Below are 14,859 nucleotides of genomic sequence, written 5' to 3'. Positions count from 1 at the left end.
CCGTTCGGTAAGCGCTTTCTCTGGTAGCGTGTCCGGAACCGCATTCCTGTAGCTGTTGGAGGATCCGTGCCCCCGTCGAGTCCGGCCCCCGAACCCACCGCTGCAGTCCGGAGGCCCCTGCGGGCCGCGATCCTGGGCACCGGCGCAGTGGCGCACCTCCACGCCGAAGCCCTGCACCTCCTGCCGGGCGTGGAGCTGGTCGCCGCCGCCGATCCCTCCCGGAGCCACCTCGCGGCCTTCGCCGAGACGTACGGACTGCCGTCCCGCTACGAGTCGCTGGAGGATCTGCTCGGAGGGGAGAGCGTCGACGTCCTCCACGTCTGCACGCCTCCGGGAGGTCATGCCGAGCAGGCGGCAGCGGCCTTCGCGGCAGGTGCCCATGTCGTCGTCGAGAAGCCCGCCGCGCTCAGCCTCGCCCAGCTCGATGCCATGGTCGACGCCGGCCGCGCAGCGGACCGGGGCCTCGCCGTCGTGTTCCAGCAGCGCTCGGGGACCGCCGCCGCCCACGTGAAGGGGCTGCTGGACTCGGGCGTCCTCGGGCGCCCGCTCTCCGCGCTCTGCCAGACGCAGTGGTACCGGACGGCCGAGTACTTCGCCGTCCCGTGGAGGGGCACCTGGGCCACGGAGGGTGGCGGCACCACGCTCAGCCATGGCAGCCACCAGGTGGACCTGCTCGCATACCTGCTGGGGGAGTGGTCCGCAGTGCACGCGACGATGTGGCGCCTCGACCGCGACGTCGAGACCGAGGACCTATCGCACGCGTCCCTCGTCTTCGCATCCGGTGCCGTCGCGTCGGTGGTGTCCACGGTCCTCGCGCCACGGCAGTCCAGCCTCCTCCGCATCGACACGGAGAACGCGACGATCGAGCTCGAGCACCTGTACGGCCACGGCCACGCCCACTGGACGATCACCCCGGCGCCCCACGTCGATGACGGGACGGCGGCATCCTGGGCGCTGCCCGAGCAGGAGGTGCCGAGCGGGCACGACGCCCTCTTCGCAGGGATCTACGCCTCGCTCATCGAAGGGCGGGGCATGCCGGGCATCGTGGCGCATCCGGCCCGCGCCCTGGAGATCGTCACCGGCATGTATGCCTCCGCGCGGGAGGGCCGGTGGATCACGAGGGAGGACCTGGCGGACCCCGCGCTGCGCGGGACCCTGTCCGGGCAGGTGATCGAGGGCCGGCCCGGGGTCCTGTCCGCCGGTCCGTCATGACCGACCCGGTAACCCTGACGGCGGAAGGGCGCAATGCCGGCGTCCTGCACGACGGCGCGGGAGAACCGGACGAGCACTCGCCCCGGCCCTTCCTGCATCCCGTACCGACACCCGGCGGGCTCCCCGTCAGCGATTACCGACCCGCGGACCACCCCTGGCACTGGGGCCTCGGCATCGCCGTCTCGAACATCGCCGTCGCCGGGCAGGCCCACCCGGTCAACCTGTGGGGCGGCCCGACCTACAGCGACGGACAGGGCTACGTGCAGCTGCCGAACAACGGCTCGCAGCGGGTGCGCACGACGGCGCGCGAGCGGGACGGCGTGGTCCAGCACATCGACTGGTGTGCGGCGGACGGGAGCAGCTTCCTGGCAGAGGAGCGGACCTGGCACGCGGAGAGCCTGACCGCCGCCGGTTCGGAGTGGATCCTCACCTCCGTGCGGAGCAGGTGGGCCAACACCAGCGGCGGGCCCCTCGCGTTCGGCAGCCCGACGACGGCGGGCCGCCCGGACGCGGGCTACGGCGGTTTCTTCCTGCGCCTCCCGGCGTCGTTCGACGGAGCGGCGATCATCGCAGGATCGGCCGACGGCGTCGGTTCCCTTCCCGAAGCCGAGGCCATGGGGGGCAGGCGCCCCTGGCTCGGGCTCCGGTCGGATACCGCGTCGGTCCTCATGGTCCCGGCGGCCGGCAACCCGGGAAGCCCCACCCCGTGGTTCGTCCGCAGCACGGGCACCCCCATGCTGTGCGCGGCGCCGTTCTTCTCCCACGAGGTGCGCCTGGGGGCCGGCGACGTGATCGACTGGAGCTGGTCGCTCCTCACAGCGGACGGACCTGTGCCGGACGCGGGGTTCGCCGCGGCGGCCCGGCAGGCAGGGGTGGCCGGAGGAGCTGCAGGGGTGGTCCGGCCCTAGGTACCTCGCGGCCGCCGCGCCCTCGTGGCGACGGGGCACGGGCTGCCGGGCAGGGTGCCGCTCGCGGCCGGGGGCTAGGAGCGCCCCCGGCCCGGCTCCGGTGCGCTACAGCCCGAGCGGCTCCAGGGCGGGCAGCTCGGCCCGGGCCCGCGAGCGAGCCTCCGCCGCCGTCGGTGCGGCTACCGCGATGCCGGCGATCCGCTGCGCCTCGGCGAGGGTCACGCTGTTCAGGACCGCGCCGACACCGGCGAGGGCCCGGGGCGTCATGGACAGGGTCGAGACGCCGAGTCCCACGAGGACGACGGCGAGGGCGGGATCCGCTGCAGCCTCGCCGCACACACCCACGGGCTTCGCGTGCCCTTCGGCGGCGCTGCCCTCGACGGTCAGCTTGACCATGCGGAGGACCGCGGGCTGCCAGGAGTTGTTGAGGGCGGCCAGGGAGCCGAGCTGGCGGTCCGCGGCCATCGTGTACTGCGTGAGGTCGTTCGTGCCGAGGCTCGCGAAGGACACCGCGCCGAGGATGGCCTCGGCCATCAGGGCAGCCGACGGGACCTCGACCATGACGCCGGGCGTCTGCAGGCCGGCATTGCTGCACAGCTTGGCGAAGTCCGCGGCTTCCTCGGCCGTGGAGATCATGGGTGCCATGACCCACACGTCCGCGGTGGCCTGGGAGGCGGCCTCCGCGATGGCGCTGAGCTGGCGCTCGAGGACCCCGGGGGACGTGAGGTCGGTGCGGTAGCCGCGGACGCCCAGCGCCGGGTTCGGCTCCGTGGAGTCCGTGAGGAAGGGGAGTGGCTTGTCGGCGCCGGCATCCAGTGTGCGGACTACGACCTTCTTGCCGGGGAAGGCGTCGAATACGCCCTTGTACGCCTCGATCTGCTCCTCCGCCGTCGGCTCCGTGTCCCGCTCGAGGAAGCAGAACTCGGTGCGGAGCAGGCCCACACCCTGCGCCTTCGCTTCGGCGGCCTTCACGGCATCCTTCGCTCCACCCACGTTGGCCAGCAGGGGGACCTCGTGCCCGTCCGCGGTCACGCCGACACCGTCGAAGACCGTGAGTGCTGCCGCGGCGGTCCGATAGGCCTCGGCCGCGGCCTCCTCCTCCGCTCCGGGGTCGAGCGAGATGGTCCCGGCCGCTCCGTCCACGAAGACGACCGTCCCGTCGGCGATGTCGTCGACGCCGGACGCGGCCACGACGGCGGGGAGTCCGAGTGAGCGGGCGATGATGGCCGTGTGCGACTGCGGACCGCCGCCCGAGGTGACGAGGGCGAGGACCTGCGCGGGATCCAGGGTGGCCGTGTCGGCAGGGGCGAGGTCCTCGGCGACGAGGATGAAGGGCGTGTCCGACGACGGGATGCCCGGCGCGGGCAGCCCCCGGAGTTCGGCGACGATCCGGGACCGCACGTCGAGGACGTCGGCGGTGCGCTCGGCCATGTAGCCGCCCAGGTTGTGGAGCATCTCGGCGACGGACGCGCCCGCCTCCCAGACCGCGCGGGCGGGGGAGGCGCCGTTGTTGATGAGCTTGGTCGCGGACTTCAGCAGCATGGGGTCCGCCGCCATGAGCGATGTCGCCTGCAGGACGGCCTGCGCATCGCCCTTGGCGATCCCCGCCCTGCGCTTGAGCTCCTCCTGGACGGCCTTCGACGCGGCCTTCAGGGCGGCGACGGCCTCTTCAGGAGCATCGAGGGCGTGGCGTTCACTCGGGGGAGGTTCGCTGACCGATCTCGGCATATGGCGGATAGGGCCGATCACGCGTCCGGGGCTCACTCCGACCCCTGCGAAATTCTCCATCGAACGTCCTCGTTTCCTTGCCGTGTGGTCTCGGTCTAGCACCATTGTGCCGCCTGAGGCAAAAACATTTGTGACCCAGTTCATATAACACTGCTATAGGTGCTACGGTAGCAGGCATGAAAAAAGTAGGCGAACCAGCGCCTAAGGTTCGGCTCCTCAGGGCGGCCGCGGCACTGCTCGCCGAGTCCAACGGCGAGCCCGTGTCGACCCGGCAGATCACCCAGGCCGCCCGGGTCACCGCTCCGACCCTGTACCACCACTTCGGTGACAAGGAGGGCCTGTTCGACGCCGTCGTCGCCGAGGGTTTCTCCGAGTACCTCGACGCCGAGAGAAGCCTCCCGACGTCGGGACAGCCCATCGAGGACCTCCGGATGCACTGGGACAACCATGTGCAGTTCGGCCTCGACCACCCGCACCTCTACCTGGTGATGTTCGGCAACATCCAGCCCGAGCGCCGGCCGTCGATGGTGGCCAGCGCGGAGGCGTTCCTCGAGGAGGTGCTGGGGCGGGCGGCCGCTGCAGCGCGCCTCGTGGTGTCACCGCACGAAGCCGCGCGCAGCATGCTCGCCGCCAACATCGGCGTCACGCTCATGCTGATCGCGGAACCGGCGGCGAAGCGCAACCTCGAGTTGTCCGCCATGACCCGGGAGGCCGTGATCTCGGCCGTGGCCACGGATTCCGAGGCCGATCCCACCACGGACACGGAGGGAACGCCCTCGGTGGTCGTGGCGGCCATAGCGCTCAACGCCGCTCTGCAGTCCTCGCACCCCGACCAGCTCTCCAGTTCGGAACTGAAGCTCTTCCTCGAATGGCTCCAGCGCATCTCCAGCCGGTCGGCAAGCTGACGCTCATCCCTCACAATCCATCCCTCCCCGCAGAGCTGCGGGGACAACGGTAAGGAAAAAAGTGGCAACACAACTAGAAGCGAGGTCCGGCACCAGCGCCCGGGTCCGCGTGCAGAAATTCGGGACGTTCCTGTCCGGGATGATCATGCCCAACATCGGCGCCTTCATCGCCTGGGGTATCGTCACGGCCCTCTTCATCGAGAAGGGCTGGCTGCCCGTTCCGCAACTGGGCGGCTACGGCGAGACCGACGGCGTGGCGAACGTCGGGCTCGTGGGACCGATGATCAACTACCTGCTGCCCCTCCTGATCGCCTACACCGGTGGCCGCATGGTCTACGACGTGCGCGGCGGCGTCGTCGGTTCGATCGCCACCATGGGCGTGATCGTCGGTGCCGGCATCCCGATGTTCATCGGAGCCATGATCATGGGCCCGCTGGGTGGCTGGACCATGAAGAAGATCGACGCCCTGTGGGACGGCAAGATCCGTCCCGGCTTCGAGATGCTCGTCAACAACTTCTCCGCGGGCATCTGGGGGGCCCTTCTGGCGCTGATCGGGTTCTACGGCGTCTCGCCGCTGGTCCAGGCCTTCAGCACCGGCGCAGGCAAGGTCGTCCAGTTCCTGGTCGACAACGGCCTGCTGCCGCTCACCAGCATCTTCATCGAGCCCGCGAAGGTCCTGTTCCTCAACAACGCCATCAACCACGGCGTGCTCACCCCGCTGGGCGTCCAGCAGTCGCTGGAGCAGGGCAAGTCCATCCTGTTCCTGCTCGAAGCCAACCCGGGTCCGGGCTTCGGCATCCTCCTCGCCTACATGTTCTTCGGTCGCGGCGCAGCCAAGGCCTCCGCGTCCGGTGCTGCCATCATCCACTTCGTGGGCGGTATCCACGAGATCTACTTCCCGTACGTGCTGATGCGCCCGCTGCTGATCCTGGCCGCGATCGCCGGCGGCATGACGGGTATCGCGACCCTGAGCATCACGAACTCCGGCCTGGTGGCTCCCGCCGCCCCGGGATCCATCATCGCCGTCTTCGCCCAGACCTCCCGTGACAGCTACGTCGGCGTCGCCCTCGCCGTCCTGCTCGCCACGGCGGTGTCCTTCCTCGTCGCCTCGGTCATCCTCAAGACCGGGAAGAACCAGGACAACGACGACATCGCTGCCGCCGCCTCGAAGATGGAAGGCCTCAAGGGCAAGAAGAGCTCCGTCGCGGGCAACTTCCGCTCCTCGGCAGCCACGGACGGGCCCATCCGCAACATCGTGTTCGCCTGCGACGCCGGCATGGGCTCCTCGGCGATGGGTGCATCGGTGCTGCGCAACAAGATCAAGGCGGCCGGCTTCCCCGACGTCAAGGTCTCGAACCTCGCCATCGCCAACCTGAAGGACGACTACGACGTCGTCGTGACGCACCAGGACCTCGCCGCCCGCGCCGAGCCCCTGACGCAGAGCGCGACGCACGTCTCCGTCGACAACTTCATGAACAGCCCCCGCTACGACGAGATCGTCGAACTGGTGCGCGCCAGTGCTGCCGCTGAAGGCGGGGTCGACCCGAAGGCCCCGATGCCCGCCGACGTGGCAGCCGACGCCGATGCCGGGACCGCCTCCCATGACGTCCTCGCCGAGGAGAGCGTGGTCCTGCGCGGCCGGGCGACGACGCAGGAGGACGCCATCAACGAGGCCGGCCGCCTGCTGGTCGACCGGGGTGCCGTGGATTCCAGCTACGTCGCGGCGATGCACGAGCGCGAGAAGTCCGTTCCCACCTACATGGGCAACTTCCTCGCCATCCCGCACGGTACCAACGCGGCCAAGGACCTGATCCGCCGCTCCGCCGTGTCGATCGTGCGCTACCCCGAGGGCATCGACTGGAACGGCAAGCAGGTCAAGTTCGTGGTCGGCGTCGCCGGCGTCAACAATGAGCACCTGTCCATCCTGTCCGCGATCGCCCGCGTCTTCTCGGACAAGGACCAGGTGGCCAAGCTCGACGAGGCCACGACGGTGGACGAGGTCCTCGCCCTCTTCGGAAAGGTCAATGCCTAGTGAAGGCAGTACATTTCGGTGCCGGCAACATCGGACGCGGCTTCGTGGGGCTCCTGCTCCACGAAGCCGGGTACGAGGTGGTCTTCGCCGACGTCGCGGACGCCCTGATCGACCAGCTCGCCTCGACGCCGAGCTACGACATCCACGAGGTCGGCGAGGACCCGGCGGTCAAGACGGTCGACAATTACCGTGCCCTGAATTCGCGGTCCCAGGAGGACGACGTCGTCGGCGAGATCGCGACGGCCGACATGGTCACCACGGCGGTGGGCCCGAACGTCCTGAAGTTCGTCGCGCCGGTGATCGCCCGGGCGATCGCCCGCCGGAGCGAGGACCTTGCGCCGCTGCAGGTGATGGCGTGCGAGAACGCCATCAACGCGACGGACATCCTGCGCCGCGAAGTCGAGCAGACGTACGACGGCGCCGCACTGGACCTCGCGTCCAGGGCGGTCTTCGCGAACACCGCGGTGGATCGCATCGTCCCCAACCAGGCGGCGGGCCAGGGCCTCGACGTCACGGTGGAGACCTTCTTCGAGTGGGTCATCGACCGCACCCCCTTCAACGGGAACGCACCCGGGATCCCCGGGGCGACGTACGTGGACGACCTCGAGCCGTACATCGAACGGAAGCTGTTCACGGTGAACACCGGCCACGCGTCGGCGGCCTACTTCGGCTACGCGGCCGGGGTCGAGAAGATCGCGGACGCCATGGCGGACGACGCCATCGCGGCGAAGGTGCGGGCCGTGCTCGACGAGACGAAGCAGCTGCTCGTCGCCAAGCACGGGTTCGACGACGCGGAGCAGGAAGCCTACGTGCAGAAGATCCTGCGGCGCTTCATGAACCAGCACCTTCCGGACACGGTGGTGCGCGTCGGCAGGGCGCCGCTGCGGAAGCTGAGCCGCAAGGAGCGCTTCGTCGGGCCGGCCGCCGAGCTGGCCGAGACCGGGGTGCACCCCGCGGCACTGCTCGAGGCGATGCGGGCCGCACTGGCCTTCTCGGCTCCCGACGATCCCGAGGTCGCCGCGCTCGCCGAGATCCTGGCCACCCAGGAGCCCGGCGAGGCCACGACGTCGATCACGGGCCTGCCCGCGGATCACCCGCTGTACGGTCCGGTCCGCGACCTCATCGCACAGCATGCGCCCGGCCATCACGCGGAGCACGGCTGATCGCGTAAGCACAGGCACAAGCACAAGCACAAGCACAAGCACAAGCACAGGGAAAGGGAGCAGCTGCGGCTGCTCCCTTTTTCTTCGCCCTCCCTTGACGACAGCAGCACTCTGACCATAGCGTGATGAGGAAAGCGTTTTCCAAATAGAGGATTCAATGATGAGTTCGGCACAGAAAACAACGGTCTCGGCATGCCTGGCGCTCGCCACGGGGACCCTCCTCACCCTCAGCGGACTCTCCGTCCCCGCTCTGGCGCAGGGGCCCGCCAACGCGGCTCCGATCGGAGGAGTGCAGCTCGAGTACCTGGACCGGGGCCTCGTCGGCGCCGCCACCCCTCAGGGTGTCTTCCTCTCCTGGCGGCTCAGGGCGACGGAGGCGACGGGCGCGACGGCGGACGGCCTCACCGGGACGGACTTCACGGTGTACCGGGACGGCGAAGCCATCGCCACGGTCACGGACAGCACCAACTACCTCGACACGGCAGTGACCGATGCAGGTGCCGCCGCGAGCGCGCGGTACAGCATCGGCGCCGTCGTCGACGGCGTGGAGGTCGAGGTGAGTGCCGACGTCGCCCCCTGGACCCAGGCCTACACCGACCTCGCGCTGTCGAAGCCGGCCGACGGCGTGACGCCAACCGGTGAGGCGTACACCTACTCGGCGAACGACATGAGTGTCGGGGACGTGGACGGGGATGGCTCGTACGAGTACTTCGTCAAGTGGTACCCCTCCAACGCGAAGGACGTATCCCAGCTGGGCTATACGGGCAACACCTACATCGACACCTACACGGCCGAGGGTCGGCTGCTGAGCCGGGTCGACCTCGGCGTCAATATCCGCTCCGGAGCCCACTACACGCAGTTCATGGTGTCGGACTTTGACGGCGACGGCCGGTCCGAGATGATGCTCAAGACCGCCCCCGGGACGAAGACCACCGCCTACGGGCCCACGGGCGAGGTCACCTCGGAGAGCTACGTGACGCTGCCGGAGGCAGACCTGGCCGCAGGAGTCACCTCTGCCGACGATTACCGGCTGAGCGCCGCGGAATACTACGACCACGTCGTCACGATGTTCAAGGGCTGGCAGGACCACCCCGAGGTGGTCGCCGGGAACTGGCCGGCGACGCTGGAGGAGGCCTTCGGTATCGGGCAGCGGTACGACTACCCGCTGTCCGACGCCGACGCCCGCGCGATGGCGGACTACTTCATGGACGTCTATGCACCGTCCCGGAGTGCGCGGAACACCCTCCGCGCCTTCGAGGGATTCATCGTCGACGGCCCCGAGTACCTGAGCGTGTTCGAGGGCTTCACCGGCGCCGAGCTGGAGACCGTTCCCTATGAGCCCGGCCGCGGGGACGATGGCCTGCTGTGGGGCGACTACGCCATGGCCCGCATCGAGCCGGGCAACCGGGTGGACCGCTTCCTCGCCGGTGTCGCGTACCTCGACGGCGAGCATCCCTCCGCCGTCTTCGCCCGCGGCTACTACACACGTGCCGACATCGTCGCCTACAGCTGGGACGGCGAGCGGTTGACGCAGGACTGGCAGGTGGACTCCGGCCACGTGCCCATGTCCAATCCCTTCAACGACAGCCCGCACAGCGGAACGGGCAGCAGTGAGGAGTTCGGCGCCCTGGCCGGTCAGGGCTTCCACTCCCTGAGCGCCGCCGACGTGGACGGCGACGGACGGCAGGAGATCGTCTACGGCAGCGCCACCCTCGACGACGACGGATCCCTGCTGTACAGCTCCTTCGACACGCTTCCCACCGCCAGCGCCGCTCCCGGTACGAAGGCGAAGCTGGGGCACGGAGACGCCATGCACGTGACGGACATCGATCCGGACCGCCCGGGCCAGGAGATCTTCTCCGTCCACGAGGGAGCGACGGGCGCACCCTATGGCTGGGCGATGCGGGACGCGTCCGACGGTGAGGTCCTGTTCGGCGGCTACACCGGCAAGGACACCGGGCGCGGCATGATCGGCGACATCGATCCCTCCGTTCGTGGCATCGAGAACTGGGCCGTGGGCCTGCGCTCGGCCTCCGGTCGGCTCCTGCCCGGCAACGGCCCGGGAACCAACATGAGCATCCGCTGGGCGGCCGACGGCACCACGCAGCTCGTCAACGGCGCCGGCGACCAGACTCCGACCATCGACGATGCCAGACGCGGACGCCTGCTGACGGCGACCGGTGCCCGTACGAACAACGGCACCAAGGGCAACCCCTCGCTCGTGGCCGACGTGGTCGGTGACTGGCGCGAGGAGTTGCTGGTGCGGACCACGGACAGCTCCGCCATCCGGATCTTCACGAGCACCGAGGTCACGGATCGGAAGCTGTACACCCTGATGCACGATCCCCAGTACCGGGCCGAGATCGCCCGTCAGAACACGGCCTACAACCAGCCCGCGTACACGAGCTTCTACCTCGCCTCGGACACGGATTTCACGGCCGTGCCGGTGCCCGATGCCTTCCTGCCCGGCACACTGCCGGCCCTGCAGCGGCAGCTCGAGCAGCTCATCTCCAAGGGTGACGTCTCCGGACCCGCGGCGCAGCAGCTGCGCGCGTCCCTGGACCAGGCGCAGCGCGCCGTCGAACGGGACCAGGCGGGTAATGCGGCCCGGGCCCTGGAGAAGTTCCTCGACCAGCTGCAGCGGACGAAGCCCGGCACGGTCTCCGAGCAGGCCCGCACCGAGCTCGGATACCAGGGGTCGGTGATCCTCCCGACGCTGCAGTAACGGCGTCGGTCAGAACGTCCGGCAGGATCGCGTGCGGTACGACCACGCGGTGCTGCCGGACCTGTTTCCGGCGCTTGTACGCGCTGCATCGCCGACGTCGGCCGGGAGTAGAAGGTGCCCGTGATTGCGGCGTTCGGGCGCCGGTCCGCCCGGGGGAGTGCCGCAGGCCTGCGCGTACCCAGGACGTGCCGCTGGGCTCGGCCCGCCCGCGGCCGGTAGATTGGAGCGTGTGAGCCGAACCCCCAACGACCTGCTGTCGATCGTCTACTCGAGCACCTCGGCGCACCCGTTCAGGGACGAGGAGCTCAATGCCCTGCTGGCCCTCAGCCGGGAGAGCAACGCCCGTGCTCAGCTGACGGGGATGCTGCTCTACCGCAGCGGACGGTTCCTCCAGGTCATCGAGGGCCCTGCCGACGTCCTGCGTGAGCGCATGTCCATCATCGCCGCCGACCCACGCCACCTGGACGTCCACATCCTTCTCCAGGAGACCATCGACGAACGGAAGTTCCCGGACTGGACCATGGCGTACGAGCCGGCCTCCGAGGTGGCTGCGGACGATATCCCCGGGTACCGCACCACCTTCTCTGACATCGAGGGCGAGGACGACCCGCAGGAGTCCGTCGCCGCCCTGCGCGAGCTGATTCGCTGGTTCCAGGACCGCGCCGGCCAGATGCGCTGACCCGGACCGGCCCCTTGCGCCGACCCGCAGCCGGGGTGCCCGCGTCGGACGTCACCGCTGCCTCAGGAGCCGGTGAGCTCCCGCACGAACGCGAGGTGCTCGACGTCCTGGAAGGCGCCGCCCTGCTCGTGCCCGTTGTACGGGTACACCTTCATGCGCTTGGGCCCGGCGTAGTGGTTGTGCGCCGCGAACACGCACGACGGCGGGCAGACGTCGTCGAGCAGACCCACCGAGAACATCGCGGGAATCGTGCTGCGCGTCGCGAAGTTGACGCCGTCGAAGTAGCTGAGGGTGCGGAAGACACTGTCGACGGCGTGCCGCCGCGTCCCGAGGTACGTCGCGATCTCGGAATAGGGAGCGGTGTCGACGATCTCGGTCGCGCGCCGCATGTGCGAGAGGAACGGGACGTCCACGATGGCGCCGACGGGCGGCGTGTCGTTCACCCGCTGCGTGAGGGCTGCGGCAGCCAGGGTGATGCCACCGCCCTGGCTGCCTCCGGAGATCACCACGCGGGACGGATCGACGGCGGGGTGCGACTGGGCGGCTTCGACGGCGTGGACGGCATCGACGAAGAGCCGGCGGTAGTAGTAGGTCTCCGGGTTCTCGACGCCGAGCGTCATGAAGCCCCCCAGGTGCGGACCCGCCAGGGGCCCGTCGGCCGTGTCACCCGTCCGGTGCCCCGCGCCCTGTCCGCGGAGGTCCATCACGAAGTGCGCGAAGCCGGCGCTGGGCAGGCCCGTCCATTCGCCGAGCAGGCCGCGTCCGCCGCCGTAGCCGATGAACGTGACGACGGTCGGCAGGGGACCGGGAAGGTGGCGCGGCGTGAGCAGCCAGCCCTTGACGGGCTGGCCGTCGTAACCCGCGAACGTCACGTCCTCCGTGATCAGCTGCGTATACCCCGCGTCGACCTCCGCGAAGGACGGGCGTGCTGCGTGGACGCGCTGCTCGGCGAGGGTCTTGTCCCAGAAGGCGTCGTAGTCGGCGGGTTCGTTCCGCTCCGGCAGGTAGCTGCGCAGCTCGGACAGGGGGAGATCGAAGTGAGGCATAGGGTGCATCCTTTCACGGCTTCGATAAGCGAGGATAGAGCGCGGACAAGGTCGCCGGGATCAGGCTGTTGACCATTGATACGATTCAACCTACGCTGTGGGATAACGCTTTCCCAAGGCGTCCCACGATGGCTGACGAAGAAGTTTTCCAGGAGGACAAAGATGTTCCGCACACTCTCACGGCGCACCCTGACAGGCGTTGCAGCCCTGGCCGTTACCGGCCTGGCCCTGACCGGTTGCGGCGGTGGCGGTGGCGAACCCGCAGCGCTGGACACCGAGGAAGAGATCACCCTCAACTACACGTTCTGGGGCAACGACGATCGCGCCGCCCGCTACGACAAGGCCATCGCGGCGTTCGAGGAGAAGTTCCCGAACATCACGATCAACGACACGTTCACCGACTACCCCTCGTACTGGGAGAAGCGCCAGACCGAGGCTGCGGGCGGCGGGCTGCCGGACGTCATGCAGTTCGACTACACCTACCTCCGCCAGTACGGCGACAACGGCCTGCTGCTGAACCTCGAGGACTACTTCGGCAACGGCATCACCACCGACGCCATCGACGAGAGCCTGCTGTCCACCGGCAAGCTCGAGGACGGCACGTTCGCCATCCCCACCGGCTACAGCGCGTGGTCCGTGTTCCAGAACCCGGCGCTGCTCGCCGAAGCCGGCGTCGAGCCCTACGAGGGCGGCACGAGCTGGGACGACTACGACGCGTACATGGCATCCGTGACCGAGGCCACCGGCGGCAAGGTGTACGGAGGAACCGACACCACCCAGCGCATCCAGGACCTCGAGCTGAAGCTGCGCCAGGAGGGCCGCGAGCTGTTCACCGAGGACGGGAAGCTGAACTTCACGCAGGAGGAACTCGCCGCGCACTGGACCGAGGGCCAGGAGAACCGCGACAAGGTCACGGTTCCGCAGAGCAAGCTCGAGGAGATCAACCCGGTCTCCGGCTTCGGTGGGAACCTGACCACCAGCGAGATGAGCTGGAGCAACTTCCTCGGTGGGTACCTGGGCGACTCCGGTGCCGAGGAGATCACCCTCGTCGCCCCTCCCACCGACAACCCGGATGAGAAGGACCTCTACCGCAAGGTCGGCCTGATGCAGGCCGCATCCTCCTCGACCGAGCACCCCGAGGCAGCGGCGGCCTTCGTCGACTTCCTCATCAACAGCCCTGAGGTCGGCGAGATCTTCGGTGCGACACTGGGCATCCCCGCCTCGGAGACGCAGCTCGAGGGTGCGAACCTCGAAGGACCGGACAAGGCCGTCAAGGACTACCTCGATTCCATCTCGGACCGCGTGGGCGATGCTCCGGCCGCACCCGTCGCCGGCTTCGGCGCCATCGAGCAGACCTTCTGGGACCTCGGCAAGTCCATCGGCCTGGGCGCCGTCACCCCGGAGGACGCCGCGAAGCAGTTCTTCGACGAAGCGTCCGTCACGCTCGGTAGCTAGGCAAAGGAGCTCCATCATGACAACGGACTCGGCGCACGCGCCGGCACCAGCCCGCACCGCCGAATCCGGCGCCCGTCCGGCGGCCCGCCGCCGGACGGGCGCGCCCCGGCCCCGCCGTTCCCGCAACCGCGACACCGTGGCGGGCTACGTCTTCCTCTCCCCGTGGCTGCTCGGCTTCATCGGCCTCACCCTCGGCCCCATGGTGGCGTCGCTCTACCTGGCGTTCACCGACTACAACCTCTTCACCGCTCCCGAGTGGACCGGGCTCGAGAACCTCACCCGCATGGCCGGGGACGAGAAGTTCTGGAGCTCGGTGAGGATCACCCTGATCTACGTCCTCGTCGGCACGCCCATCAAGCTCGCGGCCGCACTCGGCGTCGCGATGCTCCTGAACTACAAGGCACGCGGCACCGGCTTCTTCCGCTCGGCGTTCTACGCCCCCAGCCTCATCGGAGCGAGCGTCAGCATCGCCATCGTGTGGCGGGCGATGTTCTCCACCGACGGGCCCGTCGACGGCACGCTCAATCTCTTCGGCATCAACCTCGGAGGGTGGATCGGCAACCCGTCGCTCATCATGCCCATGATGATCCTCCTCGCCATCTGGCAGTTCGGCGCCCCCATGGTCATCTTCCTGGCCGGGCTCAAGGGGGTTCCCGCCGAACTGTACGAGGCGGCCTCGGTGGATGGCGCCCGCGCCTGGCGCAAGTTCCTCAGCGTGACCGTGCCGATGCTCTCGCCGGTGATCTTCTTCAACCTGCTGCTCGAGATGATCAACGCCTTCCAGGTGTTCGCCTCGGCGTACATCATCGGCTCAGGAACCGGTGGCCCCGGCGGGGCGACGAACTTCTACACGGTCTACCTCTACACACGGGCCTTCGCCAACAACCAGATGGGCTACGCGTCCGCCATGGCCTGGGTCCTGCTGCTCGCCGTCGGCGTCCTCGCCTTCATCCTGTTCCGCACCTCCAGGAGCTGGGTCCACTACGCAGGAGACTCCAAGTGACCA

At 69.0% G+C, this 14,859-nt stretch carries 11 protein-coding genes; 9 read left to right on the top strand and 2 right to left on the bottom strand.

The genetic code is table 11. The features are described from left to right. Positions 1-66 precede the first annotated feature (66 nt). Positions 67-1,212, top strand: coding sequence for a Gfo/Idh/MocA family protein (locus ACX80I_RS03595; protein ID WP_459343780.1), 1,146 nt, complete (start codon positions 67-69; stop codon positions 1,210-1,212). Beyond that, on the top strand, positions 1,209-2,120 hold the full coding sequence (locus ACX80I_RS03590) for a DUF6807 family protein (protein ID WP_459343779.1): 912 nt from the start codon (positions 1,209-1,211) through the stop codon (positions 2,118-2,120). The genes ACX80I_RS03595 and ACX80I_RS03590 overlap by 4 nt, the downstream gene beginning before the upstream one ends. 105 nt (positions 2,121-2,225) lie before the next feature. Here the strand turns inward: ACX80I_RS03590 and ptsP are convergent, their stop codons facing one another. Beyond that, positions 2,226-3,908: a phosphoenolpyruvate--protein phosphotransferase gene (gene ptsP, locus ACX80I_RS03585; RefSeq protein ID WP_459343778.1), complete on the bottom strand. Its 1,683-nt coding sequence runs from the start codon at positions 3,906-3,908 to the stop codon at positions 2,226-2,228. Positions 3,909-4,024: 116 nt separating this feature from the next. Between ptsP and ACX80I_RS03580 the strand changes: the two genes are divergently transcribed. From ACX80I_RS03580 to ACX80I_RS03560, 5 genes are all read left to right on the top strand, one after another. Then, a complete protein-coding gene (locus ACX80I_RS03580; RefSeq protein ID WP_087076736.1) occupies positions 4,025-4,753 on the top strand; it encodes a TetR/AcrR family transcriptional regulator in 729 nt (242 codons plus the stop codon). Between the two features lie 61 nt (positions 4,754-4,814). Further along, a complete protein-coding gene (locus ACX80I_RS03575; protein WP_459343777.1) occupies positions 4,815-6,785 on the top strand; it encodes a PTS mannitol transporter subunit IICBA in 1,971 nt (656 codons plus the stop codon). Next, positions 6,785-7,948, top strand: a complete 1,164-nt coding sequence (locus ACX80I_RS03570; protein ID WP_459343776.1) for a mannitol-1-phosphate 5-dehydrogenase — start codon at positions 6,785-6,787, stop codon at positions 7,946-7,948. Before ACX80I_RS03575 ends, ACX80I_RS03570 begins: the two co-directional genes overlap by 1 nt. Positions 7,949-8,108: 160 nt before the next feature. Continuing rightward, positions 8,109-10,673, top strand: coding sequence for a rhamnogalacturonan lyase (locus ACX80I_RS03565; protein WP_459343775.1), 2,565 nt, complete (start codon positions 8,109-8,111; stop codon positions 10,671-10,673). A gap of 229 nt (positions 10,674-10,902) precedes the next feature. After that, the gene (locus ACX80I_RS03560) at positions 10,903-11,352 is read left to right on the top strand and encodes a BLUF domain-containing protein (RefSeq protein WP_459343774.1); all 450 of its coding nucleotides are present in this window, start codon (positions 10,903-10,905) and stop codon (positions 11,350-11,352) included. Between the two features lie 62 nt (positions 11,353-11,414). Here the strand turns inward: ACX80I_RS03560 and ACX80I_RS03555 are convergent, their stop codons facing one another. After that, positions 11,415-12,398 carry an acetylxylan esterase gene (locus ACX80I_RS03555; RefSeq protein WP_459343773.1) on the bottom strand — a complete coding sequence of 328 codons (984 nt, stop codon included), beginning with the start codon at positions 12,396-12,398 and terminating at the stop codon, positions 11,415-11,417. A gap of 162 nt (positions 12,399-12,560) precedes the next feature. Between ACX80I_RS03555 and ACX80I_RS03550 the strand changes: the two genes are divergently transcribed. Both ACX80I_RS03550 and ACX80I_RS03545 read left to right on the top strand, forming a co-directional pair. Beyond that, entirely contained in the window at positions 12,561-13,853 is a 1,293-nt protein-coding gene (locus tag ACX80I_RS03550) for an ABC transporter substrate-binding protein (RefSeq protein WP_459343772.1), read from the top strand. 16 nt (positions 13,854-13,869) lie between these two features. Next, a complete protein-coding gene (locus ACX80I_RS03545; protein WP_459343771.1) occupies positions 13,870-14,856 on the top strand; it encodes a carbohydrate ABC transporter permease in 987 nt (328 codons plus the stop codon). The last annotated feature ends 3 nt before the right edge of the window (positions 14,857-14,859 follow it).

Source organism: Arthrobacter rhamnosi (assembly GCF_054510855.1).
This window is presented reverse-complemented; position numbering and strand designations above follow the sequence as displayed.

Excerpts from the sequence above, each read along its gene's own strand:
- ACX80I_RS03565 (WP_459343775.1), top strand. The coding sequence starts at position 8,109 with ATGAGTTCGGCACAGAAAACAACGGTCTCGGCATGCCTGGCGCTCGCC.
- ACX80I_RS03550 (WP_459343772.1), top strand. The coding sequence starts at position 12,561 with ATGTTCCGCACACTCTCACGGCGCACCCTGACAGGCGTTGCAGCCCTG.
- ACX80I_RS03580 (WP_087076736.1), top strand. The coding sequence starts at position 4,025 with ATGAAAAAAGTAGGCGAACCAGCGCCTAAGGTTCGGCTCCTCAGGGCG.
- ACX80I_RS03590 (WP_459343779.1), top strand. The coding sequence starts at position 1,209 with ATGACCGACCCGGTAACCCTGACGGCGGAAGGGCGCAATGCCGGCGTC.
- ptsP (WP_459343778.1), bottom strand. The coding sequence starts at position 3,908 with ATGGAGAATTTCGCAGGGGTCGGAGTGAGCCCCGGACGCGTGATCGGC.
- ACX80I_RS03545 (WP_459343771.1), top strand. The coding sequence starts at position 13,870 with ATGACAACGGACTCGGCGCACGCGCCGGCACCAGCCCGCACCGCCGAA.
- ACX80I_RS03555 (WP_459343773.1), bottom strand. The coding sequence starts at position 12,398 with ATGCCTCACTTCGATCTCCCCCTGTCCGAGCTGCGCAGCTACCTGCCG.